Annotated in this window: 27 protein-coding genes and 1 tRNA gene; 21 read left to right on the top strand and 7 right to left on the bottom strand. The window is 71.0% G+C overall.

Annotation, left to right across the window (positions count from 1 at the left end):
• Positions 1-22 precede the first annotated feature (22 nt).
• From ACFVYA_RS29945 to ACFVYA_RS29925, 5 genes are read left to right on the top strand one after another with little or no spacing between them, the layout of a single operon-like run.
• Complete coding sequence (locus tag ACFVYA_RS29945) at positions 23-820, top strand: SRPBCC family protein (RefSeq protein WP_387049714.1); 798 nt, start codon at positions 23-25, stop codon at positions 818-820.
• Between the two features lie 35 nt (positions 821-855).
• Positions 856-1,962, top strand: a complete 1,107-nt coding sequence (locus ACFVYA_RS29940) for a sensor histidine kinase (protein WP_387049712.1) — start codon at positions 856-858, stop codon at positions 1,960-1,962.
• Positions 1,959-2,606 (top strand): response regulator, encoded by a 648-nt coding sequence (locus tag ACFVYA_RS29935; protein ID WP_387049710.1) that lies wholly within the window; start codon positions 1,959-1,961, stop codon positions 2,604-2,606. Before ACFVYA_RS29940 ends, ACFVYA_RS29935 begins: the two co-directional genes overlap by 4 nt.
• 36 nt (positions 2,607-2,642) lie before the next feature.
• Positions 2,643-2,843 carry a hypothetical protein gene (locus ACFVYA_RS29930; RefSeq protein WP_387049709.1) on the top strand — a complete coding sequence of 67 codons (201 nt, stop codon included), beginning with the start codon at positions 2,643-2,645 and terminating at the stop codon, positions 2,841-2,843.
• A gap of 6 nt (positions 2,844-2,849) precedes the next feature.
• On the top strand, positions 2,850-3,530 hold the full coding sequence (locus ACFVYA_RS29925; protein WP_387049707.1) for a DUF6338 family protein: 681 nt from the start codon (positions 2,850-2,852) through the stop codon (positions 3,528-3,530).
• On the opposite strand, the gene ACFVYA_RS29920 is transcribed toward ACFVYA_RS29925, so the two are convergent.
• Positions 3,511-4,296: a GNAT family N-acetyltransferase gene (locus tag ACFVYA_RS29920; protein ID WP_387049705.1), complete on the bottom strand. Its 786-nt coding sequence runs from the start codon at positions 4,294-4,296 to the stop codon at positions 3,511-3,513. The two genes, ACFVYA_RS29925 and ACFVYA_RS29920, sit on opposite strands and share 20 nt — an antisense overlap.
• Before the next feature lie 55 nt (positions 4,297-4,351).
• On the opposite strand from ACFVYA_RS29920, the gene ACFVYA_RS29915 reads away from it, so the two are divergent.
• Positions 4,352-5,989 (top strand): acyl-CoA carboxylase subunit beta, encoded by a 1,638-nt coding sequence (locus ACFVYA_RS29915; RefSeq protein ID WP_387049703.1) that lies wholly within the window; start codon positions 4,352-4,354, stop codon positions 5,987-5,989.
• Entirely contained in the window at positions 5,986-6,204 is a 219-nt protein-coding gene (locus ACFVYA_RS29910) for an acyl-CoA carboxylase subunit epsilon (protein ID WP_387049701.1), read from the top strand. Before ACFVYA_RS29915 ends, ACFVYA_RS29910 begins: the two co-directional genes overlap by 4 nt.
• On the opposite strand, the gene ACFVYA_RS29905 is transcribed toward ACFVYA_RS29910, so the two are convergent.
• Together ACFVYA_RS29905 and ACFVYA_RS29900 are read right to left on the bottom strand one after the other, a co-directional pair.
• Positions 6,195-6,653 (bottom strand): MarR family winged helix-turn-helix transcriptional regulator, encoded by a 459-nt coding sequence (locus ACFVYA_RS29905; RefSeq protein ID WP_285988317.1) that lies wholly within the window; start codon positions 6,651-6,653, stop codon positions 6,195-6,197. The two genes, ACFVYA_RS29910 and ACFVYA_RS29905, sit on opposite strands and share 10 nt — an antisense overlap.
• 9 nt (positions 6,654-6,662) lie before the next feature.
• Complete coding sequence (locus ACFVYA_RS29900; RefSeq protein ID WP_387049699.1) at positions 6,663-7,556, bottom strand: LLM class flavin-dependent oxidoreductase; 894 nt, start codon at positions 7,554-7,556, stop codon at positions 6,663-6,665.
• A 326-nt stretch (positions 7,557-7,882) separates the two neighbouring features.
• On the opposite strand from ACFVYA_RS29900, the gene ACFVYA_RS29895 reads away from it, so the two are divergent.
• The 4 genes from ACFVYA_RS29895 to ACFVYA_RS29880 all read left to right on the top strand — a co-directional run bounded on the left by ACFVYA_RS29895 (position 7,883) and on the right by ACFVYA_RS29880 (position 11,986).
• Positions 7,883-7,951, top strand: a tRNA-OTHER gene (locus ACFVYA_RS29895).
• A 105-nt stretch (positions 7,952-8,056) separates the two neighbouring features.
• Positions 8,057-9,631: a TROVE domain-containing protein gene (locus ACFVYA_RS29890; RefSeq protein WP_387049698.1), complete on the top strand. Its 1,575-nt coding sequence runs from the start codon at positions 8,057-8,059 to the stop codon at positions 9,629-9,631.
• Positions 9,632-9,765: 134 nt separating this feature from the next.
• The gene (locus tag ACFVYA_RS29885) at positions 9,766-10,392 is read left to right on the top strand and encodes a PadR family transcriptional regulator (protein ID WP_387049696.1); all 627 of its coding nucleotides are present in this window, start codon (positions 9,766-9,768) and stop codon (positions 10,390-10,392) included.
• A complete protein-coding gene (locus tag ACFVYA_RS29880) occupies positions 10,373-11,986 on the top strand; it encodes a DHA2 family efflux MFS transporter permease subunit (protein ID WP_387049694.1) in 1,614 nt (537 codons plus the stop codon). The genes ACFVYA_RS29885 and ACFVYA_RS29880 overlap by 20 nt, the downstream gene beginning before the upstream one ends.
• A 71-nt stretch (positions 11,987-12,057) precedes the next feature.
• Here the strand turns inward: ACFVYA_RS29880 and ACFVYA_RS29875 are convergent, their stop codons facing one another.
• Positions 12,058-13,917, bottom strand: a complete 1,860-nt coding sequence (locus ACFVYA_RS29875) for a glycoside hydrolase family 3 protein (RefSeq protein ID WP_387049692.1) — start codon at positions 13,915-13,917, stop codon at positions 12,058-12,060.
• A 118-nt stretch (positions 13,918-14,035) separates the two neighbouring features.
• On the opposite strand from ACFVYA_RS29875, the gene ACFVYA_RS29870 reads away from it, so the two are divergent.
• Positions 14,036-14,665 carry a Maf family protein gene (locus ACFVYA_RS29870; RefSeq protein WP_387049690.1) on the top strand — a complete coding sequence of 210 codons (630 nt, stop codon included), beginning with the start codon at positions 14,036-14,038 and terminating at the stop codon, positions 14,663-14,665.
• 103 nt (positions 14,666-14,768) lie between these two features.
• Positions 14,769-16,121: a dicarboxylate/amino acid:cation symporter gene (locus ACFVYA_RS29865; protein WP_387049688.1), complete on the top strand. Its 1,353-nt coding sequence runs from the start codon at positions 14,769-14,771 to the stop codon at positions 16,119-16,121.
• A gap of 53 nt (positions 16,122-16,174) precedes the next feature.
• Here the strand turns inward: ACFVYA_RS29865 and ACFVYA_RS29860 are convergent, their stop codons facing one another.
• A complete protein-coding gene (locus ACFVYA_RS29860; RefSeq protein ID WP_387049686.1) occupies positions 16,175-16,897 on the bottom strand; it encodes a hypothetical protein in 723 nt (240 codons plus the stop codon).
• A gap of 181 nt (positions 16,898-17,078) precedes the next feature.
• Between ACFVYA_RS29860 and ACFVYA_RS29855 the strand changes: the two genes are divergently transcribed.
• The 6 genes from ACFVYA_RS29855 (at position 17,079) to ACFVYA_RS29830 (ending at position 21,945) form a co-directional block, all read left to right on the top strand.
• The gene (locus ACFVYA_RS29855; RefSeq protein WP_387049684.1) at positions 17,079-17,354 is read left to right on the top strand and encodes an SAV_915 family protein; all 276 of its coding nucleotides are present in this window, start codon (positions 17,079-17,081) and stop codon (positions 17,352-17,354) included.
• A gap of 106 nt (positions 17,355-17,460) precedes the next feature.
• Positions 17,461-19,254 carry an acetyl/propionyl/methylcrotonyl-CoA carboxylase subunit alpha gene (locus ACFVYA_RS29850; protein WP_285988307.1) on the top strand — a complete coding sequence of 598 codons (1,794 nt, stop codon included), beginning with the start codon at positions 17,461-17,463 and terminating at the stop codon, positions 19,252-19,254.
• Positions 19,255-19,312: 58 nt separating this feature from the next.
• The gene (locus ACFVYA_RS29845; RefSeq protein WP_387049682.1) at positions 19,313-19,852 is read left to right on the top strand and encodes a DUF1707 domain-containing protein; all 540 of its coding nucleotides are present in this window, start codon (positions 19,313-19,315) and stop codon (positions 19,850-19,852) included.
• 7 nt (positions 19,853-19,859) lie between these two features.
• Positions 19,860-20,255 (top strand): DUF1707 domain-containing protein, encoded by a 396-nt coding sequence (locus tag ACFVYA_RS29840; protein ID WP_285988305.1) that lies wholly within the window; start codon positions 19,860-19,862, stop codon positions 20,253-20,255.
• Positions 20,256-20,329: 74 nt separating this feature from the next.
• Positions 20,330-21,355: a hypothetical protein gene (locus tag ACFVYA_RS29835; RefSeq protein ID WP_387049681.1), complete on the top strand. Its 1,026-nt coding sequence runs from the start codon at positions 20,330-20,332 to the stop codon at positions 21,353-21,355.
• Between the two features lie 59 nt (positions 21,356-21,414).
• Entirely contained in the window at positions 21,415-21,945 is a 531-nt protein-coding gene (locus ACFVYA_RS29830) for a GNAT family N-acetyltransferase (RefSeq protein WP_285988303.1), read from the top strand.
• Between the two features lie 25 nt (positions 21,946-21,970).
• Here the strand turns inward: ACFVYA_RS29830 and ACFVYA_RS29825 are convergent, their stop codons facing one another.
• On the bottom strand, positions 21,971-22,864 hold the full coding sequence (locus ACFVYA_RS29825; RefSeq protein WP_387049678.1) for an SDR family oxidoreductase: 894 nt from the start codon (positions 22,862-22,864) through the stop codon (positions 21,971-21,973).
• A gap of 119 nt (positions 22,865-22,983) precedes the next feature.
• On the opposite strand from ACFVYA_RS29825, the gene ACFVYA_RS29820 reads away from it, so the two are divergent.
• On the top strand, positions 22,984-23,571 hold the full coding sequence (locus ACFVYA_RS29820; protein WP_387049676.1) for a TetR family transcriptional regulator: 588 nt from the start codon (positions 22,984-22,986) through the stop codon (positions 23,569-23,571).
• A gap of 34 nt (positions 23,572-23,605) precedes the next feature.
• On the opposite strand, the gene ACFVYA_RS29815 is transcribed toward ACFVYA_RS29820, so the two are convergent.
• Entirely contained in the window at positions 23,606-25,375 is a 1,770-nt protein-coding gene (locus tag ACFVYA_RS29815; RefSeq protein ID WP_387049675.1) for a glycerol-3-phosphate dehydrogenase/oxidase, read from the bottom strand.
• 198 nt (positions 25,376-25,573) lie between these two features.
• On the opposite strand from ACFVYA_RS29815, the gene ACFVYA_RS29810 reads away from it, so the two are divergent.
• Positions 25,574-26,323, top strand: a complete 750-nt coding sequence (locus ACFVYA_RS29810; RefSeq protein WP_285988299.1) for an MIP/aquaporin family protein — start codon at positions 25,574-25,576, stop codon at positions 26,321-26,323.
• Positions 26,324-26,328: the final 5 nt, after the last annotated feature.

Raw genomic sequence — 26,328 nt, 5'->3', positions numbered from 1 at the left:
CAGGCAACCCACAGGAGGACGCGTGTCCGGACGAGCGAAGCTGCAGACCGACGGCGAGCGTCCGGTGCTCCGGCTGGAGCGCCGGCTGAAGCACGCACCCGAGAAGGTCTGGCACGCCGTCACCGACCCGGCGGAGCTCGAGCACTGGTTCCCCGCGAAGGTGGCCGTCGAGCTGCGGGCCGGCGGCGAGATCCGGTTCACCTTCCCCGGCGCGGACGACACGACGACCGGGCGGGTCGTCACCGCCGACGCGCCGCGCGAGTTCACCTTCGTCTGGAACGACGACACGCTGCGCTGGCTGATCTCCCCCGACGGCGACGGCAGCCTCCTGGAGTTCACCCACACCTTCGGCCGCGGCGACCCGGCGATCGCGAAGCTCGCCGGCGGCCGCACCGCCGCGGGCTGGGACGTCTGCCTCGACGCGCTCGCCGCGCGCCTGGCCGGGCAGGACTTCGCGCAGCCGCAGCAGTGGCACGAGCGGATGGCGTCCTATGTGGAGGAATTCGGGCTCGACGACGGCGAAGTCCTCGCGGACGGCACGATCCGCTTCCGCCGTGACCTCGGCTGGAAACCCCTGGCGGAGCTCCGGCCGCTGCTCCCGGAAGAACCCGGCTGGCAGCTGGTCCACGACCCGCTCGAAGGCACCCGCGTCGAGTTCACCGAACCGGCCGGCGACGACGTCCCGGCGCAGCTGGCCCGGCGCCACGAGCAGCTGGACAAGCTGTTCGCCGCCACCCACGACGTCACCTTGGCGGACTGGCCGCCCGAGCGCGTCGAAGCCGTGAAGAAGCATTACGCGGAGCATCCGACCCCAGGTTGACGCGCGGGGCGGAAGGTCCGCATTACGGTCGGTTCATGCGCATTCGCGTCGTTCTGGACGTGCTGGCCGTCCTGGTGCTGACCCTGGGGGCCGGCGGCAACCTCGCCGCCGGGGCGTGGACGCTGCCGCCGTGGCTGCCCGCCTGGCTCGGCTGGACCATCCTCGTGGGGAGCGTCGTGCCGATCGTGCTGCGGCGCTGGTGGCCGCGGCCCGCCTACATCCTGTCGCTGGTGATGACCGCGGCGGCGGTGCCGATCGGCGGGCCCGTGCTGGCGATCGCCGTCGTGGCGGCGGGCTGCGCGCTGTACACCTTCGTGGTGGCCCACGGCAGCCGAGCGACCCGGGTCGGTTTCGCGGCCGGGCTGGTCGGCGTCGGCGTGATCAGCATCGCGGTGCCGAACCCGAGCACGGCGACGACGGTGAACTTCGGCGCGTCGGCGCTGATCGTCGGGTTCGCGCTCGGCATCGCCGTCCACGGCCGGCGCGAGCACGCCGCGATCGAGCGGGAAACCCATGCTCAGCAAGCGGTTTCGGCGGAACGGCTGCGGATCGCCCGGGAGATGCACGACGTCGTCGCGCACAGCATGAGCCTGATCGCGGTGAAGGCGGCGGTCGGCAACCACGTCGCCCTCGAACAGCCCGACCAGGCCCGCGACGCGCTGCGCGTCATCGAAGACACCAGCCGCGAGACCCTGGCCGAGCTGCGGCGCATGCTCGGCGTCTTGCGCGACGGCACCGGCGTCCCGGCGCTGGCGCCCGCACCGTCGCTCGACGACCTGCGGGCGCTCGCCGAACGCGCGCAACAGGCGGGTCCCGCCGTCGACCTGGTCGTCGACGGCCTCACCGAACTGCCGGGCGGGGTCGGCCAGTCGGTGTACCGGATCGTGCAGGAGGCACTGACCAACGTGGTCAAGCACGCGGGCGCGGCGACCTGCCGGGTGCACGTCACCGGCGGCGACGGCGAGGTGACGATCGAGGTGCTCGACGACGGCCGCGGCGGCGAGGCCGTTCCCGGCCACGGGCTGATCGGGATGCGTGAGCGCGTCGCGGTCTACGCGGGGGAATTCTCCGCGGCGCCCGGCGAAACCGGCTTCCGCGTCTTCGCGCGGCTGCCCTACGAAGAAACGGTGGCGGCCCGATGACCCGCGTCCTGATCGCCGACGACCAGGCGCTGCTGCGCGGGAGCTTCCGGGTGCTGGTCGACAGCGCACCGGGCCTCGAAGTCGTCGGCGAGGCGTCCGACGGCGCCGAAGCGGTGGCCCTGACCCGCGTCGAGCGGCCGGACGTCGTGCTCATGGACGTCCGGATGCCGGAGATGGACGGCATCGAGGCGACCCGCCGGATCTGCGCGGAAACCGACGTCCGGGTGCTGATGCTGACGACGTTCGACCTCGACGAGTACGTCTACTCGGCGCTGCGGGCGGGCGCGAGCGGATTCCTCCTGAAGGACACCCGCCCGGCGGACCTCCTGGCGGCGATCGAGGTCGTGGCGTCCGGCGACGCGCTGCTGGCGCCGTCGGTGACGCGGCGCCTGGTGGCGGAATTCGCCCGGCTGCCGTCGGGCCCGGTGACCCGGCTGGACGGGGTGACGGCGCGCGAGCAGGAGGTGCTGTCGCTGATCGCGCGGGGGCTGTCCAACGACGAGATCGCGGTGCGCCTGCACCTGGGCATCGCGACGGTGAAGACCCACATCGGCCGGCTCCTGCACAAGCTCGCGGCCCGCGACCGGGCGCAGCTGGTGATCGCCGCGTACGAATCCGGGCTGGTCCGGCCGACGGCGTCCTGAGTAGGGTGGGAGCGGCCGATCACGAGGGGGATTCCGATGAGCACCGAACGTCGCGAGCCGGGCGAGGACGAGCTCCTCCCGCCGCCGCTCGTGCCGCCGGACGAGGACTGGGAGCCGGAGTCGCGTCCCGATTGGGGCAACCAGGGCGGGGTGCCCGGCCACGGCCCGTACCAGCCGATGCGCGAACTCGACTCGGAGGACGGACCCCCGCCCCGCCGCGGCGGCCCGACCGGCTGAGCCGTCGTGATCCCCCAGACCCTGGGCGCGCTCGCCGGCTTCCTGGCGCTCGTCGCGCCGGGCATCGTGTTCGAGCTGCGCCGCGAACGCCGCCGCGGCCGCCACCAGGAGACGGCGTTCCGCGAAGCCTCCCGCGTCGCCCTGGGCAGTCTCGTCTTCACGCTGGTCTCCGTACTGCTCATGACGGCGGTGCAGGCGACCGGCGCCCGGTTGTTCGTCAGCCCGGCGGACTGGCTGACCCGCGGCGAGGCCTACGCGCGCGAACACCTGACACTGATCGTCGTCAGCGTCGCCGTCGAGCTGGCGGTGGCGTGCGCGCTCGCGACGGGGTTCGAAGCGTTCTTCGCCCGCCGACGCGGCGAAGCGGCCACGGTCCAGCAACGCTCGGCGTGGGCCCAGGCGTTGCGCGCCGACCGGCCCGAAGGAAGCCGCGCGTGGGCGCACGCGCAGCTGGAGAACGGCACGTCGTTCTACGGGTACGTCCGCTCGTACACACCGTCAGGTTCGCTCGCCGAGCGCGAGCTGGTCCTCGAGGGCGAGGCCCTGACCTGCGAGAACGACGCGGGAACGAAGGTCATCGGCGAGGACTGGCGGCGGGTGGTCATCCCGGCCTCGAAGATCACCTACCTGCGCGTGACGTACCTGGACGCGGTGACCGGCGAGCCCCTCAGCCCACGGCCCGGGTGAACGGAGCGAACCGCATCGTGGGATCACCGGGCAGCGGACGGCCGGCCAGGACCAGCCGCGGTGCCGGTGCGCCCGGGACCAGCCCGCGTTCGCGGATCCACGTCGCCAGGCCGGGGAACCGGAAGTCCGGATCCACCCTCACCTCGCCCGGCACCGATCGCGCCACCCCGCGGATCAGCCGCCGCGCCTGCTCCTCGGTCGCCGCGACGACCGGGCCGATCACCGTCACGTGGCCGATGTCCGTCCCGAACGCGAAGCCGCCGTCGACCACGTAGGGCGCCCCCAGCCGTTCCAGCAGCGGCCGCCGGTCGACGCCCTGGGCCGCGAGATCCAGCACGAAGACGTCGGACAGCGAACCGGGCGAAGCACCCGGCCCGCCGTCGTCGGCGAACGTTCCGGTGTGGCCCTGGCAGCCGCCGTCGGCGACGAATCCCATCGACTCGTACAACGGCCGCCCGAACTTCGAGGCGTGGAGCCAGACCACCCGGTCGCCCGCCGCCGAGATCACGTGCGCCGTGATCGCCCGGCCCAGGCCCCGCCGCTCGTACCGGGCCGCGACCAGGACCATCGAGATCGACGCCACCGGGCCGAACGGCACCAGGACGGCGGCCGCCGCCAGGCCGTCGCCGTCCGGTGCGTCGATGCCGAACACCCGGCCGACCGCGTGCAGCAGCTGCCACTTCGGTGGTTCCCGCGGCCACGAACGGGACTCGGCCAGGTCGGAGCAGGCGGGCAGGTCGGCGGCGGCGAGGGTCCGGATCTCCATGGACGTTGCCTACGCCACACGCCAAGTGACCGACAAGTAGTTAAGCTCCCGTGGCATGAGCAGTGCGACGGAGCCGCTCGGGACGCCGCCCGAGGATGAACCGGACATCCACACCACGGCCGGCAAGCTGGCCGACCTCTATCGCCGGTATGACGAGGCGGTGCACGCCGGCTCGGCCCGTGCGGTGGAGAAGCAGCACGCCAAGGGCAAGAAGACCGCGCGCGAGCGGATCGAGCTGCTGCTCGACGAGAACTCGTTCGTGGAGCTCGACGAGCTGGCCCGGCACCGCTCGACCAACTTCGGGCAGGAGAAGAACCGCCCCTACGGCGACGGCGTCGTCACCGGCTACGGCACCGTCGACGGCCGCCCGGTGTGCGTGTTCAGCCAGGACGTCACCGTCTTCGGCGGCAGCCTCGGTGAGGTCTACGGCGAGAAGATCGTCAAGGTGATGGACCTGGCGATCAAGACCGGCCGCCCGATCATCGGCATCAACGAGGGCGGCGGCGCGCGCATTCAGGAGGGCGTCGTCTCGCTCGGCCTCTACGGCGAGATCTTCCGCCGCAACGTGCAGGCCTCCGGCGTGATCCCGCAGATCTCGCTGATCATGGGCGCGAACGCGGGCGGGCACGTCTACTCCCCCGCGCTGACCGACTTCGTCGTGATGGTCGACCAGACCTCGCAGATGTTCATCACCGGCCCGGACGTCGTCAAGACGGTCACCGGCGAGGACGTCACCTTCGAGGAGCTCGGCGGCGGCCGCACCCACAACACGAAGTCCGGCGTCGCGCACTACCTCGGCAACGACGACGAAGACGCGATCGCCTACGTCAAGGAACTGCTCTCCTACCTGCCGCAGAACAACCTGTCCGACGCGCCGGTGTTCGAGCCGTCCGACAGCCCGCCGGGCTTCTTCGACGACGTCACCGACTCGGACCGCGAACTCGACACGATCATCCCGGACTCGCCGAACACCCCGTACGACATGCACGAGGTCATCAACCGCGTGGTCGACGACGGCGACTTCCTCGAGGTCCACGAGCTGTTCGCACCGAACATCATCGTCGGCTTCGGCCGCGTCGACGGCCAGAGCGTCGGCGTGGTGGCCAACCAGCCGACGCAGTTCGCCGGCTGCCTCGACATCGACGCGTCCGAGAAGGCCGCGCGGTTCGTGCGCACCTGCGACGCGTTCAACATCCCGGTGCTCACCTTCGTCGACGTCCCGGGCTTCCTCCCCGGCACCGAGCAGGAGTGGAACGGCATCATCCGCCGCGGCGCGAAGCTGATCTACGCCTACGCGGAGGCCACCGTCCCGCTGGTCACGATCATCACGCGCAAGGCCTACGGCGGCGCGTACGACGTCATGGGGTCGAAGCACCTCGGCGCGGACATCAACCTGGCGTGGCCGACCGCGCAGGTCGCGGTGATGGGCGCCCAGGGCGCGGCGAACATCGTCCACCGCAAGACCCTGGCCAACGCGGCCAACGAGGGCCGCGACGTGGATCAGCTCCGCGCGGAGCTGATCCAGGAGTACGAGGACACGCTGCTGAACCCGTACGCGGCGGCCGAGCGGGGGTACGTCGACTCGGTGATCGCGCCGGCGCACACCCGCGGGCACGTGGCTCGCGCGCTTTCGCTGCTGCGGAACAAGCGTGAGTCGCTGCCGCCCAAGAAGCACGGGAACATCCCGCTGTGAGCGAGGAAAAGCCGCTGCTGCGGGTGGTCCGAGGAAACCCGAGCGACGCCGAGCTGGCGGCGCTGACGGCGGTCGTCGCCGCGGCGTCGGTCGCGAAGGCGCCGGAGAAGCCGAAGCCGCGTACGTCGTGGTGGGGCGACCACGCTGCTTCGCTGCGTAGGCCGCTTCACCCCGGCGAAGGTGCTTGGCGCGCTTCGGGTCTGCTTCAGGGCTGAAGGGCGTCGAGGAAGACCGTCGGGGCTTCGTTTTCCCGGACGATCGCGCCCAGCAGCGCCGCGAGCCGGTCGCGGTCCGGCGTGCTCAGGCCCGCGGCCAGCTCGTCGACGCGGCGGCACGTCACCGCGTAGAAGTCCTCGGCCAGCTCGTGGCCGTCCCCGGTCAGGACGACCTGGACGGCCCGGCGGTCGTCCGGGTCGGGTTCACGGCGGACGAGCCCGCGCCGGACCGCGCGGTCGACCAGGCCGGTGAGGCTGGATTTTTCGAGGCCGAGCGTGGCGCCCAGGTCGCCCATGCCGTACGGCCGGGCCATCAGCACACACAGCAGCTGTCCCTGCTGCACGGTCAGCCCGTACTCGCGGGCGGACTCGGCGTAGACGGCGTTCACCAGGAACGACGCCCGCACCAGCCCGGCCACCACACCGATGTCCGCCCCGCTCTTCCCCATCCGGTCAGCCTACTTCGCGACGGCCTCGCGCACGGCGGGCACGATCTCCTCGGCCCAGCGCGCGGCGGCGACCTCGTCGGGTGTGGTGCGGTCGGCCCCGAAGAGCACGAATCCGGCCGCGCCGTGCTCCAGCACCGCACCGGTCAGCTCCTCGATCCACTGCGCGGGCGAGCCGCCGATCCAGCTTCCGTCCTCGGCGCGGGTCTTCGCGAGCGGCTCCGCGGTGATGCGCCCGGGGAAGTTGTAGACGGTGGCGATGTCACCGGGGTCGCGCCCGGCGTCCACCGCGGCCTCGTCGATCAGCGGGCGCGAAGTGCGGTAGCGCTCACTGAGCCAGTCGGCGGCGCGCCCGGGCATCCACCCGTCGGCCACGCGCCCGGTGACGGCGAGCGACTTCGGCCCGACCGAGCCGGTCCACACCGGCGGCATCGCTCCCGCGGCCGGTTCCAGGTTCGTGACCTGGTAGAACTCGCCGTCGAAGGTGACCGGCTCACCGCCCCCGCCGAGCAGTTTCACGAGCCGGATGCCTTCCTCGAAAGCGCGAACGGCCTGCCCCGGCGTCAGCTTGGTGAAGCCGAGCCGCGCGATGTCGTCCCACAACCCGCCGACGCCCATGCCGAGCACGATCCGGCCCCCGGTCAGCGCGGACAAGGAGGTGACGGTGCGGGCGAGCATCGCCGCGGGCCGCGTCGGCAGGTTGGTGACGCTGACCAGCCCGGAGACCCGTTCGGTCTTTCCCAGCAGGACACCGATTTCGGCGTACGCATCGAGCCGGTCGGCGTAGTAGGGGTGATCGGACACGGTGATGAGGTCGAGCCCGCCACGGTCGGCCTGGACGGCCAGCTTCAGGGTGTCGGTGACCGCGGTGACCGCGGTGGACACGCCGATGCCGAAGTGCGTCATGGTTCCTCCCAGTTAGTTCGTACTACGAACATAGCATAAGTAGTTCTTGATACGAACTAGTTGACTTTCTCTGCGGCGAGACCGCACGCAGCCCGGCCGGAAAATGAGTCGAGCCGCCGGCGATCGCTTGCTACCTTGGGTTCCGCCCGGTGCGACGGAGAAGGTTACTTCGGTGATCATTGGTTCGAATCCAAACCCGGCCACCTCACGGTGACCGGTCAGCACACCTTCTCCAGCCGAGACCTCGGGCACCCAACTTCACACGCACTCCCGGTGCGTCGCCAGCCAGGCGAACCAGATCTCGGGAGCCACGGCCACACCGATGCCCGGTGCGCAGGCGAGGGTTACTTCCGCTTCTAACGGGCAGGTCGGGGGTTCGAATCCCTCCCGGACCACTCGCGGTCCGGTAGCTCAGTGGCCTAGAGCAGCTATGTACCTTCACCGACTTCGATCTCGGGCATCGCTGTGGCCGTGGCTCCCTCCACGAAACAGGGGGAGAAATGAGCAAGTTCAACACCGCACGAGCACCCGCCGCGACCTCTCCGGTCCGCGGTGAGGCCACGCCGTCCACCGTCACGCACGAGGGTGGCGCCGGCTACGCACGCGACACCAAGTCCGAGCTCTTCCTGCTCGCCGTCACCAACATGGTCGGCGAGCACACCTTCTACGAGTCCGCGGACACGCGCGACACGCGCTACGCCGAGCTCGTCCGTCAGTCCACACTGGACGATCCGGGGTGGACCGCGCGGTTCCTGCGCTGGCTGCGCTCCGGCGCGCACCTGCGCACGGCGTCGCTCGTCGGTGCCGCCGAGTTCGCCAAGGCACGGCGGGACGCCGGCCTCGACGGCCTGAGCCGCCAGGTCGTCGCCGGTGTGCTGCAGCGGGCCGACGAGCCCGGTGAACTGCTCGCCTACTGGACCGCCGTGCACGGCCGGGCCGTGCCGAAGCCCGTCAAGCGCGGTGTTGCCGACGCGGCAGCGAAGCTCTACGACGAGCGGTCCTTCGCCAAGTGGGACTCCGCCGCGCGAGCGTTCCGGTTCGCCGACGTCCTCGAGCTGACCCACCCGGAAGGCGGGGGTGAGCTGTTCCGGCACATCCTCGACGAGCGGCACAACCGCGGCAACGCGATCCCGGACTCCCTCACGGCCCTGCGCGCCCGCGCCGAGCTGTCGTCCTGGGACGTCGGCCGCCGTCGTGAGCTGTTCAGTCGACCCGACGCCGCGGACGTGCTCCGCGCCGCGGGCATGACGTGGGAGTCCGTCGCCGGGTGGCTGCAGGGTCCGCTGGACGCGCGCGTCTGGGAGGCGCTGATCCCGTCGATGGGCTACATGGCTCTCCTGCGGAACCTCCGCAACTTCGACGAGGCCGGCGTCTCGGACGCGGTCGCGGAGCGGGTCGCCGAGCGGCTCGCCGATCCGGCCCAGGTCGCGAAGTCGCGGCAGCTGCCGATGCGGTTCCTCGCGGCCCACCGCGCGGCGCCGTCGCTGCGGTGGGCGTGGGCGCTGGAGCGGGCGATCGCGCACGCGCTGGCCAACGTGCCCGTGCTGAGTGGCCGGACGCTGATCCTCGTCGACACGTCGGCGTCGATGAACGACCGCTTCAGCAAGGACGGCAGCCTGATGCGCTGGGACGCGGCCGCGGTGTTCGGCCTCGCGCTCGGCCGGCGCTGCGCGAAGGCCGACGTCGTGTCGTTCTCGGACGGCTACTGGGACCGCAAGCAGGGCACCAAGGTGTTCAAGCTGCGCCGGGGCGGGTCGCTGCTGAGCGACGTCGAGCGGTGGAAGTCCGACGGCTTCTTCATCGGCGGCGGCACCGACACGGCGGGCGCGGTGAAGAAGCACTTCGCGAAGCACGACCGCGTCGTGATCCTCACCGACGAGCAGGCCGCGTACGGCGACGTCGGGCAGGCAGTTCCCGGCCACGTTCCGCTGTACACCTGGAACCTGGCGGGCTACCGGGCCGGCCACGCACCGTCCGGCAGCGGGCACCGGCACACGTTCGGCGGCCTGACCGACCAGGCGTTCCGGATGATCCCGCTGCTCGAGCGAGGCAAGAAGGCCGACTGGCCCTTCTGAGAGACGCCGCGGAGGCCCCCATGACGAGATCATGGGGGCCTCCATGCTGTGTACGCACAGTCACAGAAATGGCCGTGGACCCGACGCTATTCCCAGCCGTATAGTCCACGTGGAATAAACGACTTGGAGGGATCATGGCCTCGGCCAAGCTGACACCACTCGGCATCGCCGTGCTGGAGCTGCTCCACGAGAGGCCCATGCACCCGTACGAGATGGCCGCTCTCATGCGCGAGCGGTACGTCGACACGCGGGTCAACGTGAAGGCGGGCTCGCTCTACCACACCGTGGAACGCCTGCACCGCAGCGGTTTCATCGAGGTCGTCGACACCCAGCGCGACGGCAGGCGGCCCGAACGGACCGTCTACGGCATGACGCAGACCGGGCTCGACGAGTTCAACCGGCGCGGCCGCGAACTCCTGGGGGACGTCGCCACGGAGTTCCCCGCCTACCTGTCCGGGCTCGCCGTGATCGACGAACTGGGCCGCGAGGCGACCCTGAACGAGCTCGAAACCCGGCTCATGCGGCTGCGTGCCGCAGTGGCCTCGGACCGGGCCGTGCTGCAGCACCTCGCCGAGGAAAAGACGCCGGAGATCTACTGGCTCGACTGGCGCTACAGCTGCGACCACCGGCTGTTCGAACTGGAGTGGACCGAACGCCTCGCCGACGACCTGCGGTCCGGGCGGATCCCGTTCCAGGACAACCAACCACCCAAGCTCACGCTCATCACCCAGGAAGACGACGATGAACGCAAGACAAGCTAATCCGTGGGCCGCGCTGGGCGCGCTGTGCCTCGGCTTCTTCATGATCCTGCTCGACACGACGATCGTGTCGATCGCGATCCCGACCATGCTGCGCGAGCTGGGCGCCGGGCTGAACTCGATCGTCTGGGTGATCAGCGTCTACCTGCTCACCTACGCCGTGCCGATGCTGTTCACCAGCCGGCTCGGTGACCGCTTCGGCCCGAAGCGCGTGTTCCTCGCCGGGCTCCTCGTGTTCACCGGCGCGTCGCTGTGGTGCGGCCTGTCCGGCAACGTCGAGATGCTCATCGCCGCGCGAGCCGTGCAGGGGCTGGGCGCCGCGCTGATGACGCCGCAGACGCTGGCGTTCATCACGCACCTGTTCCCGCCGGCCAAGCGCGGCCCGGCGATGGGCATGTGGGGCGGCGTCGCCGGGCTGGCGACGATCGCGGGCCCGCTGCTCGGCGGCGTGCTGGTCGACCACTTCGGCTGGGAGTGGATCTTCTTCGTCAACGTGCCGATCGGCGTGATCGCCGTCGTGCTCACCCTCCTCCTGGTGCCGGACTGGCAGCCGAAGCACTCGCACTCGTTCGACCTGCTGGGCATCGTGCTCTCGAGTGCCGCGCTGCTCTGCATCGTGTTCGGTGTCCAGAACGGCCAGCAGTACGACTGGGGCACGGTCTTCGGCGGGATCACCGTCTTCGAGATCATCGGCGCCGGCGTGGTGCTGCTGATCGCGTTCGTGGTGTGGCAGCGCTTCAACAAACGGGAGCCGCTGCTGCCGCTTCAGGTGTTCTCGAACCGGAACTTCTCGGCCGGGACGCTCACCGCGGCCACCGTCGGCTTCGCGATGACCGGCATGTTCCTGCCGCTGGTCATCTACATCCAGTCGGTGCTCGGGCTGAGCCCGACCATGGGCGGGCTGCTCACCGCCCCGATGTCGCTGCTCTCCGGGATCATCGCGCCGTTCGTCGGGCGTGCGTCGGACAAGGTCAACGGCAAGTACCTGGTGATGTTCGGCCTGGCGGCGCTCGCGGCCGGGCTCGGGATCATCGCGCTGCAGGCGACGCCGGACAGCAACCCGTGGACGTTCGTCCCGGCGCTGCTGGTGTGCGGGCTCGGCATCGGCTGCATCTTCTCGCCGATGAGCAACCTGACGATGGGCTCGGTCGAGCCGCGGCTCGCCGGGACCGCGTCCGGCATCTTCAACACCGCGCGCCAGGTGGGTGGCGTGCTCGGCAGCGCGGCGATCGGCGTGCTGCTGCAGGCGCGGATCAGCGCGTCCATCGCGGACGAGGCCACGAAGGCGGCTTCGCAGCTGCCTGAGCAGTACCGGGCGCCGTTCGCCGAGGGGATCGCGCACGCGGCGGCGAGCACCGGGGAGTTCGGCTCAGCCGGCGGGCCGTCCCCGATGCCGGGGCTGCCCGCCGAGATCGCCGCGCAGGCCGGGAAGCTGGCGACCGAAGCTGTCCACAGTGGACTGACCGACGCGGCCCGGGTGACGATGCTGCTGCCGATGGGCGTGCTCCTGCTCGGGGTCGTCTCGGCGGCGGTGATGCAGCGGGTCAAGCCGCGCTGGACATCCCCGGCGCCGGCGCCCGAGGCCGCCGCGGCCTGAAACCGCGCAGGCCCCCGGATCCGGGTGTCGGGACCGGATCGGGGGCCTGCACGGACCGCGGGAGCGGTGGCCTAGCGGTGGTGGCGGCGGTAGGACAGGCCGTACCCGTACGGGAACAGGCCCTGCTTGCCGTCACCGGCGTTGATGGGTTCCTGGGAAGAGCTCTTCGGCCAGGTGAAGCTCAGCTTCCCGGTCGGGTTGTAGTCGCCGTAGAGCACGTCCGCGACGCCGGCGCCTTCCGAGCCCGGCAGCCAGGCCGCCACCAGTCCCTTGATCGACGGCAGCTGCGCCGAGATGTCCAGCGGCCGCCCGGAGACGGTCACCACGACCAGGGGCACGCCCGAGGCCTTCAGCTTGCCGATGAGGGCGAGGTCTTCGGCGTCGAGGCCGAGACCGTCCGGCCGGTCTCCCCGCCCTTCGGCATACGGCGTTTCGCCCACCACGGCGACCGCGACCCGGTAGCTCGAGTCGATTCCACCACCCGCACGGTCATAGGTCACCACCGTGCCCTTCCCGGCACCGGCCTTGATGCCGTCGAGAACCGTCGTGCCGGGGATGACCCGCTCGCCGCTCTGGCCCTGCCAGGTCAGCGTCCAGCCGCCCGCCTGGTTGCCCATGTCGTTCGCGTTCTTCCCGGCCACGAAGATCTTGTTGTTCGTCTTGGCCAGCGGCAGCACGCCGTCGTTCTTCAGCAGCACCTGCGACTCGCGCACCGCCTGCCGCGCCACGGCGTGGTGTGCCGCGCTGCCGAAGTCCTTCTGCAGCGAGCGGTCGGTGTACGGGTGCTCGAACAGGCCCAGTTCGAACTTCTTCGTGAGGATCCGCCGGTTGGCGTCGTCGATGCGCGCCATCGGGATGTGCCCGTTGAGGACTTCGGCCTTGAGCGTGCTGACGAACTTCAGGTAGTCGTTGGGGACCATGATCATGTCGATCCCGGCGTTGACGGCCTGCTTGACCTCGGAGGGGGTGAACCCCTCCTGGCCGTCGATCTGGTCGATGCCGTTCCAGTCGGAGATCACGTACCCGGAGAACCGCAGCTCACCCTTGAGCAGGTCGGTGATGAGGAACTTGTTGCCGTGGTCCTTGACGCCGTTCCAGCTGTTGAAGCTGATCATCACCGAGCCGACGCCGTGGTTCACCGCGGCCTGGAACGGCGGCAGGTGGACGCGCCGCAGCTCGTCCAGGCTGATCTGGGTGTTGCCCTGGTCGACGCCACCGGTGGTGCCGCCGTCGCCGATGAAGTGCTTGGCCGTGGCCATGATCGACGTCGGGTCGCCGAGCGAGCGGCCCTGCAGGCCTTCGATGACCACGGAATTCTCGACGGCGTTGCGGGGGACCTCGCCGAAGGACTCGTACGTGCGGCCCCAGCGGTCGTCGCGGGCGACGCACAGGCAGGGCGCGAAGCCCCACTTGACGCCGGTGGCGGCGGACTCGTCCGCGGTGATCGCGCCGATCTTCTCGACCAGCTGCGGGTCGTTCGCGGCCCCCAGGCCGATGTTGTGCGGGAAGACCGTGGCGCCGTAGACGTTGTTGTGGCCGTGCACGGTGTCGGCGCCGTAGATGATCGGGATGCCGAGACCGGTCGACGTCGCCGCCCGTTGATAGGCGTCGATCATGTCCGCCCAGGCCTGCGGGGTGTTCGGTGTCGGTGTCGAACCGCCGCCGGAGAGGATGGAGCCGAGCCGGGCGGCGGCGGACTGGGCGGGCGTCGCGGCTCCGCGCTCGCCCTCGGTCATCTGCCCGACCTTGTCGTCCAGGGTCATCCGGGCCATCAGGTCCGTGACGCGGTCGGCCACCCGGGCGTGCGGGTTCTTGTAGAGCGGCGTCGCGGTCGCGGTCGCGGACGCCATCGGGACGAGGGCCGTGCCCGACAGGAGCAGGCCGGCCAGGACAGTGGTTCGCAATGATCTCGTGGTGCGGAGGAGCGGCATTGTTCTCTCCGTGACGATCCGTCGATCCATAAGTTGCGAGCCACAACAAACTAGCTCCCCTTTCGAGTGACGCCGGTCACAATTCGGTCACGGACGCCTGGTCAAGTAAGTTTCAGTCGTGCAGTTCGTCCTCGCCTCCCAGTCCCCCGCCCGCCTCGCCCTCCTGCGTTCCGGGGGCCTCGATCCCGCCGTGTTCGTCTCCGGCGTCGACGAGGACGCGGTCGCCGCCTCCCTGACCGATCCGTCCCCGTCGGAACTGGTCGCGGCCCTCGCCGCGGCCAAGGCCGAGGCGGTCATCGACCAGGTCGCCGCGGCGCACCCGGACGCCGTCGTCGTCGCCTGCGACTCGATGCTGAACATCGGCGGGCAGATGGTCGGCAAGCCGGGTTCGCCGGACATCGCGCGCAGCCGCTGGGCCGCGATGGCGGGAACTTCCGGTGAACTCCTCACCGGGCACGCGGTCGTCCGGCTCGACGGCGGGACGCGCGCGAAGGAGGCCGCGGGCTGGGAATCGACCACGGTCCGGTTCGGCACGCCGAGCCCGGCGGAGATCGACGCCTACGTCGCCAGCGGCGAGCCGCTCAACGTCGCCGGCGGCTTCACCATCGACGGCCTGGGCGGCTGGTTCGTCGAAGGACTCGACGGCGGCCACACGAGCGTCATCGGCATCAGCCTGCCGCTGACGCGCCGGCTGCTGGCCGAGGTCGGCGTGAGTGTCGTGGATCTCTGGCGGCGTCCCGCATCCTGAGAAAGGCGCCACACCAACGGGTGATCCGGAAGAGTGCTCCGTTGCCTAACGTTCTCTTCACGAGGCAAGACAGACAGCAACTTTCGAGCACCGGAGTCGCCCCGTGTCTTTCGTACGGACATACACCAAGCCGCGGGTGTTCGCGGCCGCGGTTCTCGGCTCGCTCGTCGTCGGCGCCCTCCTCGGCGTCGTCGCGCGGCAGACCGAGGCCGGCTGGCTGACCGATCTCCTCGACCAGATCGGCACCATCTTCACCACGCTGCTGCAGATCGCGGTGATCCCGCTGGTCTTCACGGCGATCGTGGTCGGCATCAACAGCCTCCGCGGGCTCGGCGGCGGCCGCACCGCCGCGCGCCTCGGCGGCAAGACGGTCATGTGGTTCGCGATCACGTCGTTCATCGCGTCGCTGATCGGCATCGCGGTCGGCCGGATCTTCAACCCCGGCGCCGGTGGGCTCGGCGGCGCCACGGCGCTCGCGAAGAACGCCGACAAGGCCGCCAAGAGCGTCGACCACTGGGGCTCGTGGAGCGCGTTCATCGACGGACTGCTGCCGCAGAACTTCGTGAAAGCGTTCTCCGACGGCGAGACGCTGCAGGTGCTGTTCCTCGCGCTGGTCATCGGCGCGGCGGCCTACAGCCTCGGTGACAAGGCGAAGCCGTTCGTGGACTTCACGACGAGCGTGTTCGAGATCATCCAGCGCTACCTCGGCTGGATCGTCCGGCTCGCCCCGATCGGCATCATCGGCCTGATCGGCGCGGCGGTGTCCAACTACGGCGACGCGCTGTTCCGCCCGCTGTTCTCGACGACGCTCGCGGTGTACGTCGGCTGCCTGCTCGTGCTGTTCGTCGTCTACCCGATCCTGCTGCAGTTCGTGGCGAAGGTCAGCCCGCTGAAGTTCTTCGCGAAGGCGGGCACGGCGATCCAGTTCGCGTTCGCCTCACAGTCCTCGGCCGCGACGCTGCCGCTGACCCGCCAGTCCGCGGTGAACCTCGGCGTCCAGCCGGCGTACGCGGCTTTCGCGACCCCGCTGGGCAGCGCGACGAAGATGGACGGCTGCGCGGCGGTCTTCCCGGCGATCGCGGCGATCTTCGTCGCCAACCTGGCCGGGGTGTCGCTGAACTTCTGGCAGTACGCCGGCATCGTCGTGGTCGCCGTGGTCGGCGCACTGGCGACCGCCGGGACCACGGGCTGGCTGACGGCCTTCACCCTGACGACGTCGTTCATCGGCCTCGACGCCAAGCAGGTCGCGCTGGGCCTGGCGCTGATCTACTCGGTCAACCCGATCATGGACATGATGCGCACGGCGACGAACGTGGCCGGCCAGATCGTGGTGCCGACGATCGTGGCCCGCGGCGAAGGCCTCCTCGACGACGAGGTCCTCAACGCGCCGACGGACACCCCCCTGCACACCGACGACGGCGCGGCGGCCCGGCACACGGAACCCGCCCCCGCCTGACCCCGCCCGTGTGTGAAGGCCGTCTCGAGTGTTCGAGGCGGCCTTCACGGCGTTCAGGACGGGCAGGTGCGGAGGTCGGCGCGGGTCAGGCGGATGTCCGGCCAGCCGCGCAGGTCCGACGGCGACGTCACCCGCCGCGTGCAGCCGACCGATCGGCCGGCCAGGTCGTACACCTCGCCCAGCACCGGCGCCGCCGTGCACTTCGGGGTGCCGGCAGCGGAGTCCGGGCAGTCGTGGCGGACCACGATCACGTCGGGGCTGGCGTCGGCCGTGACGTCGTAGAGCGACAGTGTCCCGGCGTCCGCGTAGAACGGCTTGCCCGGGTCGCGCCACACTCCCCCGCTGCTGACGAGCAGCTCGCCGTACGCGGCCGTCCCGTCGTCCCCGACGTCGCCGCGGACCAGGCACGCCGGGGCCGGGCCGTCGATGCAGCGCAGCGAGTTCTGGTCCAGCCGCACGCCCAGCTGCGCGACCGACAGCTCGAACACCGTGCCCGGCTCGGGCCCGACGCGCAGGCGGGCCGAGCCGCCTGCCGTGTCGGTCAGCAGCACCACCGGTGTGCCCCCGACCGTCACCGCTGCGAGCTGGCGGCACGGCCCGCCGCCGCAGGTCACCGCGGGCGTCACCGGTACGGCGGCGGGTTCGGCCAGTCCGGGGGCCGCCTCGGGCCGCGGCCGCAGCAGGAACACCGCGCCGATCGCGCCGACGGTCACCACCGCGGCCAGCACCGCGGTGAGCAGCGCCGACCGGGGCGTCCGCGCTGCCGTAGTCCGCATAAGACAGAGCGTAAGCCGCTTCGCGACCATGTGTCGGAAGCGCCCCGTCGCGATGTGACTGAATCCCCCGGGGGTGCAACCCCCGTACCCCGCCCGGGGGGCTCCGCCCCCACGGACCCCCCAAAGCGTGGGTGCCCGACGGGGTCACAGGTAGCGGAGGGTGCCCGTCTATGTTGTCCCGGTGACGAACCCGAACCTGCCTCCCGCTCTCTACCTGCCGACCGGCCCGGCCAGTGCCGAGACCGAAGGCGCGTCGATCGAGCTGCGCCGCACCCCGGACGGCCGCACCGCGCTGGTCGCCTTCACCGCACTGGACCGGTTGATCGACTGCTGCGGCGAGCACCAGCCGTGGGTGCTGGTGAACACCGAGCACCTGCCGAAGGTGCACTCCGCGAACCCGTACGACGTGATCGTGCTCGATTCGCCGCTGCCCGAGGAGCTGCGCCACCACGTCTGAGCGTGGTTCACCTCTCACTCAAGAGACTCGCGACGTCATATCCGTAGACTTCCCTGATGCCGCGTGGGCGGTCAGCAATGCAGCTGTCGGACGCAGGAGGTGCGGGGTGGCCGAGCAGGTCGGCGAATCCACGGGCGGTCCGGTGACCAAGATCCTGGTCGCCAACCGTGGTGAAATCGCGGTACGCGTCATCAGAGCCGCGAAGGACGCTGGCCTGGCCAGTGTCGCGGTGTACGCCGACCCGGACCGCGACGCGCCACACGTCCGCCTGGCCGACGAAGCCTTCGCGCTGGGCGGCACGACGGCCGCCGAGAGCTACCTGAACTTCGACAAGCTCCTGGACGCCGCCAAGCGCTCGGGCGCCGACTCGGTGCACCCGGGCTACGGCTTCCTCTCCGAGAACGCGGACTTCGCCCAGGCCGTCCTCGACGCCGGGCTGACCTGGATCGGGCCGAGCCCGCAGGCCATCCGCGACCTCGGCGACAAGGTCACCGCCCGCCACATCGCCCTGCGCGCGGGCGCGCCGCTGGTGCCGGGCACGAAAGAGCCGGCGAAGGACGCCGCCGAGATCGTCGCGTTCGCCGACGAGCACGGCCTTCCGGTGGCCATCAAGGCCGCGTTCGGCGGTGGCGGCCGCGGCCTGAAGGTCGCGCGCACCCGCGAAGAGATCCCCGAGCTGTTCGAATCGGCCACGCGCGAGGCGGTCGCCGCCTTCGGCCGCGGCGAGTGCTTCGTCGAGCGCTACCTGGACAAGCCGCGGCACGTCGAGGCGCAGGTGCTCGCCGACATGCACGGCAACGCGATCGTCGTCGGCACCCGCGACTGCTCGCTGCAGCGCCGGCACCAGAAGCTCGTCGAAGAGGCGCCCGCGCCGTTCCTGAGCGACGAGCAGCGCAAGCGCATCCACGAGTCCGCGAAGGCGATCTGCAAGGAAGCCGGCTACTACGGCGCCGGCACGGTCGAGTACCTCGTCGCCGTCGACGGCACCATCTCCTTCCTCGAGGTCAACACCCGGCTGCAGGTCGAACACCCGGTGTCGGAGGAGACGACCGGCCTCGACCTGGTGCGCGAGATGTTCCGGATCGCGCGCGGCGAGAAGCTGCGGATCACCGAGGACCCCGAGCCGCGCGGCCACTCGATCGAGTTCCGCATCAACGGCGAGGACGCCGGCCGCGGCTTCCTGCCCGCACCGGGCACGGTGACGAAGTTCGTCGCGCCCAGCGGCCCGGGCGTGCGCGTCGACTCCGGCGTCGAATCCGGCAGCGTCATCGGCGGGCAGTTCGACTCGATGCTGGCCAAGCTGATCGTCACCGGGTCCGACCGGAACAACGCCCTCGAGCGCAGCCGCCGCGCGCTCGCGGAGATGGTCGTCGAAGGCATGGCGACGGTCCTGCCGTTCGACCGCGTGATCGTCGACGACCCGGCGTTCATCGGCGACGAGAACGGCTTCAGCGTGCACACGCGCTGGATCGAGACGGAGTTCGACAACAAGATCGAGCCGTTCGTGGCGCCGGACGTCGAAGCCGCCGAGGAGGAACCGCGGCAGAACGTCGTCGTCGAGGTCGGCGGGCGGCGTCTCGAGGTGTCGCTGCCGGGCGGGTTCGCGCTCGAAGGCGGCGGTGGCGGCGGGACCGCCGTCAAGGCGAAGCCGCGCAAGCGCGCCGGCGGCACCAAGGCCGCGGTGAGCGGCGACGCCGTCACGGCACCGATGCAGGGCACGATCGTGAAGGTGGCCGTCGAAGAGGGCCAGACGGTCGAAGCCGGTGAGCTGATCGTCGTCCTCGAGGCGATGAAGATGGAGAACCCGGTCACCGCGCACAAAGCGGGCACCGTCACCGGTCTTTCGGTCGAGGTCGGCGCCGCCGTGACGCAGGGCACACAGCTTCTCGAGATCAAGTAGCGAGGTTCGTTACGGATGTCGTGGTGGGCCGCCCCCGGGGCGGCCTACCATCGACTACGTGACCGAAGTCCCGTCTCCGCAGCTGCGGATCAGCGACCAGAACCGTGAGTCCGCGCTGTCCGCGCTCGGGGAGCACATGAGCGCGGGGCGGATCGACATCGACGAGTACGGCGAACGCTCGGCCCGGATCACCGCGGCCAAGACGCGCGGCGAGCTCGGCGAGATCTTCGCGGACTTGCCGGCCCCGCACCCGAGGTACGACGGCGTTCCCCAGGCCGTCGCCGCTCCCGGGCCCGCGGCCGCGGCACCCGAGCCGGCCCGCCCGCGGACACCCGACAACTGGTCGCCGCCGCAGCGGTTCGTCGCCGCGATCGTGCCGTTGACCTGGATCGCCGCGATCGCGCTGATCGCCGCCGTCAGTGGTGCCCTGTGGCCGGTCATCTTCGTACCGATCGGGCTCACCGTCTTCGGCAAGTCCATGTGGGGCCACGAATGGAACCCGAACCACGACCGCCGCGACCGGCACCTGCGCGACCGGGAGCGACGGCGCGAGCTGCGCGACTCCTATCGCGACCACCGGCGCGGGCTGGACCGCTGATCCCGCCGTGGGCGACATGCGGTTGAGCGACGAGGAACGCCAGGACGCCCTGGACGTCCTCGAAGAGCACGTCCGCACCGGCCGGCTCGACATCGACGAGTACGGGTCCCGGTCCGCGAAGGTCACCGCGGCGAAGCGGGTCAGCGAGCTCGCCCCGCTGTTCGACGACCTCCCGTCGCCCCGCCCGAGTGCGTTGCTCAACGGGGTTTCCGCGCCGGGGGTCCCGGTGATGTCCTCGGAGGACAACGCGCTGGTGCGGTTCCTGACGGCGGGCGCGGTGCCGATCGCGATCGTCCTCGCGATCGCGGTGCTGATCCTGTCCCGCGGCAGGCTGCTGATCATTTCGGTCGCGCTGCCGCTGGTCGTCGCGATGATCGCCGGGGCACGCCGCCGCCGTTCGTGATTGCTCCTTTCGCCGGGCAACCTGCTCCCGCGTTCCGACGTGGTGCTCACGCAGGTCGGGGAAAGGGAGGAATCATGAACAGGATATGGGCGCGATCGGGGGTGCTCGCCACCGTGGCGATCGCCGTCGCGGCTTTGGCGGCGGGGCCGGCGCAGGCCGCGACGGGCCGACTGGGCTGGCAGGCGACGCTGCTGCCGTTGCCCGCTGGAGCCGACCCGGCGGGGCGCGGTTTTCTGAACGCTTCGGACGGCCACGGCGAGTACGCGGGGTCGTTCATCGTGGGCGACAAGCTGCAGGTGGTGAGCTGGCGCGGCGGCAAGCCGGTGCTGCGCGGGACGCCGGCGGGCTTCGAGTGGGCGAGGGTCGTCGGGGAGGACAGAGCGGGGCGGATCTACGGCGAGGCGCTCGACTACGACACCGACGTCAACCGGACCTTCACCCTCGACGCCACCGGCTTCCACCTGTGGGCGCCCCCGCCGGGCTATGGCGACTTCGGGATCTGCGCGGTCAACCGGCACGGCGACGCACTGGGCACCCTGCCCACCGGTACCCCGGCGACGTACGTGCCGGCCGTCTGGCCCGCTGGGGCGGCTGCCCCCACGGTCCTGGCCTACCCGGCAGGCGCGGACTCCGTGACCGACATCGACGACGACGGCGCGATCCTGTTCAGCGGGTTCGACCGTGACATCGTCTTGAAGGACGGGGTGAGCAGGCCGCTGGCCGACATCGCCGGCTTCTCGTACCCGCACGGTTCGGCGATCCGCAACGGCGTCGTGGTCGGGTTCGCGTCGAACGGAAACGCGTCGCAGGCGATCCGCTGGACGACGCCGGAGACACCGGTCGCGCTGACCGGCGGCGACTACGCGGGCGACCTGAACGCGCGCGGCCTGACGGTCGGCGAAGCCCCGATCCCGGGTTCGTTCCACGGCAAGCCGACGGCGTGGCGCGGAACGACCCCGGCCGGCGAGCTGAAGCAGCCGGGCACGTACACGGGCTACGCAGCAGGCCACGTCACCGACGACGGAGTGTTCGCGGGCTGGGCGTCGAACGGCCCGCTCGACGAGGGCGGAGTGCCGGTGATCTGGCGCTTCACCCCGTGACCCCGCCTTGATCGCCAGGCCGGGGGCGGTGTGCTCCCGGCCTGGCTAGGCTGGGTGGAGTGGAACCGGTGGAGATCAACGCGGGCACGTACTACCTGCGCCAGCTGCGCGCCGATCGCCACATCGACGACCGCCCGTTGTTGATGGAGGCGTTCGCCGATCCGACGCACCGCAAGTACGTGCTGAACTACCGGCTGCGCACGCTGGACGAGGCCACGGAGTACGTGGCCCTGCGCGCGGCCCAGTGGGCCGGCGACGAGCGCTGTTCCTGGGCGATCGCGGAGCCGACCTCGGGGAGGCTGCTGGGCGAGGTGGGGCTGCGCGAGCTGAACCTGGACGCGGCGTACGCGGAGGCGACGATCTGGGTCCACCCGGCGGAGCGGGGCAAGGGAATCGCGACAACGGCGTTGAACGCGGCGCTGCGGTTCGGCTTCGGCGGGTTGGGGCTGACCGAGGTGAGTTACCGGTACGAGGAGAGCAACGCGCCTTCGGCGATCGTGGCGGACCGCTGCGGGTTCACGCTGGTCGGCCCGGAGCCCGAGCGAGCGCCGACGGGTGAGCGGTTGATCCGGTGGCACCGGACGTCCTGACCGGCGGACGGCTCTCGACCAGCGCCTACACCGAGTACGCCCCCGCGGCGAGGTCGTCGACGAGAGTCGGCCCGCCGGGCGTCCAGCCGAGCAGCTTCTGCGTCGCGGTGCTGGTTGCGGAGAGGTCCATGGCGAAGAAGGTGCCGATCCAGCCGAAGTGGGCCGGGACGTCGTCGGCGGGGATCGAGGCGACCGGCAGGTCGAACGCGAGGCCGATCGCCTGCGCGATTTCGCGGGTCGGCACGCCTTCTTCGGCGACGGCGTGCAGGCGGGTGCCCGCCGGTGCCGTCTCGAGGCCGAGGGTGACCATCCGGGCGGCGTCGGTGCGGTGCACGGCGGCCCAGCGGTTGGTGCCGTCGCCGGGGTAGCCGGAGACGCCCTTCTCGCGGGCGATCGCGGCGAGGATGGCGATGAACCCGTGATCGCCGGTGCCGTGGACGCTCGGCGCGAAGCGCAGGCTCACGGTGCGCACCCCGCGGTCGGCGAACTCGAGCGCGAGGTTTTCGCTCCCGCCGCGCGGCGAGTCGGCGCCGTGGAACGGGGAGGCGTCGTCCTCGGTGGCGGGCCGGCCCTGGGCGAGGGTGGCGACACCGGAGGCGAGCAGGAACGGGCGGCCGGTGCCCGCGAGCGTGTCGCCGATGGTCTGGACGGCGGCGCGCTCGGCCGCGTTCGAGACGGCCGGGTTGGCGAAGTCGTGCTTGTTCGCGAGGTGGATGACGGCGTCGGCGTCCTTGGCGCCGGCGCGGATGCCGTCCAGGTCGTCCAGGTCACCGCGGCGAACGTGGGCGCCCTTCGCCGCCACCGCGGCGGCGGACGCTTCGGACCTGGCCAGCCCGGTCACTTCGTGGCCGGCGCCGAGCAGGTCGGTGACGACGGCCGAGCCGATCCAGCCGGATGCTCCGGTGACGAAAACGTGCATGGGTGATCTCCTCCGACGGCTCCGCGATGGGGCGAAGCGGCTGATGTCCGTGACTGACGTCAGTCACAGACATCAACGTACACTTCAAGTCAGTCGCTGTCATCACTACACTCGCTCGCATGGTGCGCTGGGAACCGGGAGCTGCCGAGCGGCTTCAGAAAGCCGCTCTCGAGCTGTTCGCCTCGCGCGGGTTCGAGCAGACGACCGCCACGGAGATCGCCGAGTCCGTCGGCCTGACCGAGCGCACCTTCTTCCGCCACTTCAGCGACAAGCGCGAGGTCCTCTTCCACGGGCAGCAGCTGCTGGCGGAAGCGTTCCTCGCCGGTGTCGACGCGGCGCCACCGGAGGCGTCCCCGATCGAGATCGTCGCCTCCGCGCTGAAGACCGCGACGTCCGCCTTCCCGGCCGAGCGCCGCGCCCACTCCCGGCTCCGGCAATCGGTCATCGACCAGAACCCGGCGCTGCAGGAACGCGAGCGGCACAAGCTCGCCAGCATCGCCACCACGGTCGCCGGCGCCCTGCGCCGCCGGGGCGTCGACGAGGTGGCCGCCACCCTGGCCGCGGAGTCGGGCTCCACCGTGTTCGCGATCGCGTTCACCCAGTGGATCCGCGAGGACGAGCAGCGGTCATTCGCCGACATCGCCGCGCAGGTGCTGCGCGAACTGCTGAGCTTGACCGCCACCGCGTCGGCGAAAATCCCGCGATGACGGGGTCTCCCGAGGGTTCACCCCCGGGAGGACCTCAGCTCACCGGCTCCACGATGCCCGCGCGGGCCTCCGGAGCCGCCGACCGCAACGCGTCCGCTGCCTCGTCGCTCGGCTGGGACTGGGACTTGCGCTCCGCCTCCACCCGGGCCCGGTAGACCTCGATCTCGTGCTTCACCGTTTCGGGCGACCAGCCCAGGACCTCGCCCACCAGCGCCGCGACCTGCTCGGCGCAGTCCACTCCCCGGTGCGCGTACTCGATCGAGATGCGCGTCCGGCGGGCCAGGACGTCCTCCAGGTGCAGCGCCCCTTCGTGCGAAGCCGCGTACACCACTTCGACGCCCAGGTAGTCCGGGGCGTGCTCGATCGGCTTCAGCAGCTCCGGGCGGCCCTCCGCCGTGGCCAGGACCTCGTGGACCAGTGAGCCGTAACGGTCCAGGAGGTGCCTCACCCGGTAGGGGTGCAGGCCGTGCTCCGCCGCCAGGTGATCGGCCTGGTTGACCAGCGCGTGGTAACCGTCCGCACCCAGGAGGGGGACCTTGTCCGTGATCGAGGGCTGGGACCGGCCCGGCAGGTCCACCGCCGCCGCGTCGACCGCGTCCGCCGCCATCACCCGGTACGTCGTGTACTTGCCGCCCGCGATCGCCACCAGGCCCGGGGCCACCCTCGCCACCGCGTGCTCGCGTGACAGCTTCGACGTCTCTTCGCTCTCCCCCGCCAGCAGCGGGCGAAGGCCGGCGTACACGCCTTCGATGTCGTCGTGGGTCAGCGGTGTCGCGAGGACCGTGTTGACGTGCTCGAGGATGTAGTCGATGTCGTGCTTCGTCGCCGCCGGGTGGGCCAGGTCGAGCTCCCAGTCGGTGTCCGTCGTCCCGACGATCCAGTGGTTGCGCCACGGGATGACGAACAGCACCGACTTCTCGGTGCGCAGGATCATCCCCGACTCCGAGACGATCCGGTCGCGCGCGACGACGATGTGCACGCCCTTGCTCGCGCGCACCCGGAACCGGCCGCGGCCGCCCGACAGGCGCTGCAGCTCGTCGGTCCAGACGCCGGTGCAGTTGATCACCGCGGCCGCCGAAATCTCCGTTTCGCGGCCGTCCTCGACGTCGCGCACGCGCACGCCCGACACCCGGTCGGCTTCGCGCAGGAACCCGACGACCTGGGTCGACGTCCGCACGACCGCGCCGTAGTGCGCCGCCGTCCGCGCCACCGTCATCGTGTGGCGGGCGTCGTCGGACTGCGCGTCGTAGTAGCGGATCCCGCCGATCAGCGCCGACCGCTTGAGCGCCGGCACCATCCGCAGCGCGCCCGCGCGGGTCAGGTGCTTCTGCCCCGGGACGCTGCGGGCGCCGCCCATCGTGTCGTACATCAGCAGGCCCGCCGCGGTGTACGGCCGTTCCCAGACGCGGTGCGTCAGCGGGTACAGGAAGCTCACCGGCTTCACCAGGTGGGGCGCGATGGTCGTCAGCATCAGCTCGCGCTCGCGCAGCGCCTCCCGGACCAGGCCGAATTCGAGCTGCTCCAGGTACCGCAGGCCGCCGTGGAAGAGCTTGCTCGACCGGCTCGACGTCCCGGACGCGAGGTCGCGGGCCTCGACGAGCGCGACCCGCAGGCCGCGCGTCGCGGCGTCCAGCGCCGTGCCCGCCCCGACCACGCCGCCGCCGATGACGACGAGGTCGAACGTCTCCTTGCCGAGCCGCTGCCACGTCTCTTCCCGCTTGACCGGGCCCAGTCGAGCCGGGTTGGTCTCCGCTGCGTGCTGAGCCACGTGACTTCCTCCTCGTGCCGGCGAGGCTTCCAGCATCGCACGACCCGGTGATCATCCGCCCGTCCACGGATGACACTTGTGGCGTAACCCTCCGCGATCTTGAAAAGATTCGGCTGCGCGGCGCTTGGAGTTAGCTTCTACGCCCCGGTAACGTCGCGCGGACGTGGGTCGGCAACGGTGCCGTGGCACGCCGTGATCGACCCTGCGCAGAGTGTCCAGTGTGGAGGTGCAGCGGTGAGTGCTGGAGCAATAATCGTCTGGGAACTACTGGGAACGGCGACGCTGATCCTGCTCGGCAACGGCGTGGTGGCCAACCACGTGCTGCGCAAGAACAACGGTCACAACGCGGGATTCCTCTTCATCAACCTCGGCTGGGCGTTCGCGGTCTTCACCGGCGCCAGCATCGCCGCGCCGAGCGGCGCGCACCTGAACCCGGCGGTGACCCTCGGGCTCGCCATCGCCGACAAGACGCCGTGGGCCGACGTGCCCTTCTACATCATCGGGCAGATGGCCGGCGCCATCATCGGCGCGGTGCTCTGCTGGGCCACCTACAAGCTGCAGTTCGACGACCACCCCGAGCCCGAGAACACCCTCGGCATCTTCTCCACCGGACCGCAGATCCCGAACACCGCGTGGAACCTCGTCACCGAGATCATCGGCACCTTCGTCCTGGTCGTGTGGATCCTGCTCAGCCCCACCTACGCCATGGGCGACGGCGGCACGCCGACCTTCGGCAACTCCGCGCTGGGCTACGCGGGCGTGTCGTTCGTGGTGCTCGTGATCGGCGCCTCGCTCGGCGGGCCGACCGGGTACGCCATCAACCCGGCCCGTGACCTCGGCCCGCGCATCGCGTACGCCTTCCTGCTGCCGATCCGGAACAAGGCGAACGCCAACTGGGGCTACTCGTGGATCCCCGTCGTCGGCCCGCTGGCCGGCGGCGCCCTCGCCGCGCTCGTCTACCTCGCCGTCCACAACCTGACCTGATCGCC

It is taken from the genome of Amycolatopsis sp. NPDC058278 (genome assembly GCF_042881395.1).
Classification (GTDB): domain Bacteria; phylum Actinomycetota; class Actinomycetes; order Mycobacteriales; family Pseudonocardiaceae; genus Amycolatopsis.
This window is presented reverse-complemented; position numbering and strand designations above follow the sequence as displayed.

Bases quoted from the DNA above. Each gene is read 5' to 3' on its own strand.
- ACFVYA_RS29820 (WP_387049676.1), top strand. From the start codon at position 22,984: ATGGTGCGCTGGGAACCGGGAGCTGCCGAGCGGCTTCAGAAAGCCGCT.
- ACFVYA_RS29880 (WP_387049694.1), top strand. From the start codon at position 10,373: ATGAACGCAAGACAAGCTAATCCGTGGGCCGCGCTGGGCGCGCTGTGC.
- ACFVYA_RS29930 (WP_387049709.1), top strand. From the start codon at position 2,643: ATGAGCACCGAACGTCGCGAGCCGGGCGAGGACGAGCTCCTCCCGCCG.
- ACFVYA_RS29825 (WP_387049678.1), bottom strand. From the start codon at position 22,864: ATGCACGTTTTCGTCACCGGAGCATCCGGCTGGATCGGCTCGGCCGTC.
- ACFVYA_RS29935 (WP_387049710.1), top strand. From the start codon at position 1,959: ATGACCCGCGTCCTGATCGCCGACGACCAGGCGCTGCTGCGCGGGAGC.
- ACFVYA_RS29875 (WP_387049692.1), bottom strand. From the start codon at position 13,917: ATGCCGCTCCTCCGCACCACGAGATCATTGCGAACCACTGTCCTGGCC.
- ACFVYA_RS29890 (WP_387049698.1), top strand. From the start codon at position 8,057: ATGAGCAAGTTCAACACCGCACGAGCACCCGCCGCGACCTCTCCGGTC.
- ACFVYA_RS29915 (WP_387049703.1), top strand. From the start codon at position 4,352: ATGAGCAGTGCGACGGAGCCGCTCGGGACGCCGCCCGAGGATGAACCG.
- ACFVYA_RS29900 (WP_387049699.1), bottom strand. From the start codon at position 7,556: ATGACGCACTTCGGCATCGGCGTGTCCACCGCGGTCACCGCGGTCACC.
- ACFVYA_RS29905 (WP_285988317.1), bottom strand. From the start codon at position 6,653: ATGGGGAAGAGCGGGGCGGACATCGGTGTGGTGGCCGGGCTGGTGCGG.
- ACFVYA_RS29940 (WP_387049712.1), top strand. From the start codon at position 856: ATGCGCATTCGCGTCGTTCTGGACGTGCTGGCCGTCCTGGTGCTGACC.
- ACFVYA_RS29885 (WP_387049696.1), top strand. From the start codon at position 9,766: ATGGCCTCGGCCAAGCTGACACCACTCGGCATCGCCGTGCTGGAGCTG.
- ACFVYA_RS29860 (WP_387049686.1), bottom strand. From the start codon at position 16,897: ATGCGGACTACGGCAGCGCGGACGCCCCGGTCGGCGCTGCTCACCGCG.
- ACFVYA_RS29815 (WP_387049675.1), bottom strand. From the start codon at position 25,375: ATGCTGGAAGCCTCGCCGGCACGAGGAGGAAGTCACGTGGCTCAGCAC.
- ACFVYA_RS29835 (WP_387049681.1), top strand. From the start codon at position 20,330: ATGAACAGGATATGGGCGCGATCGGGGGTGCTCGCCACCGTGGCGATC.
- ACFVYA_RS29920 (WP_387049705.1), bottom strand. From the start codon at position 4,296: ATGGAGATCCGGACCCTCGCCGCCGCCGACCTGCCCGCCTGCTCCGAC.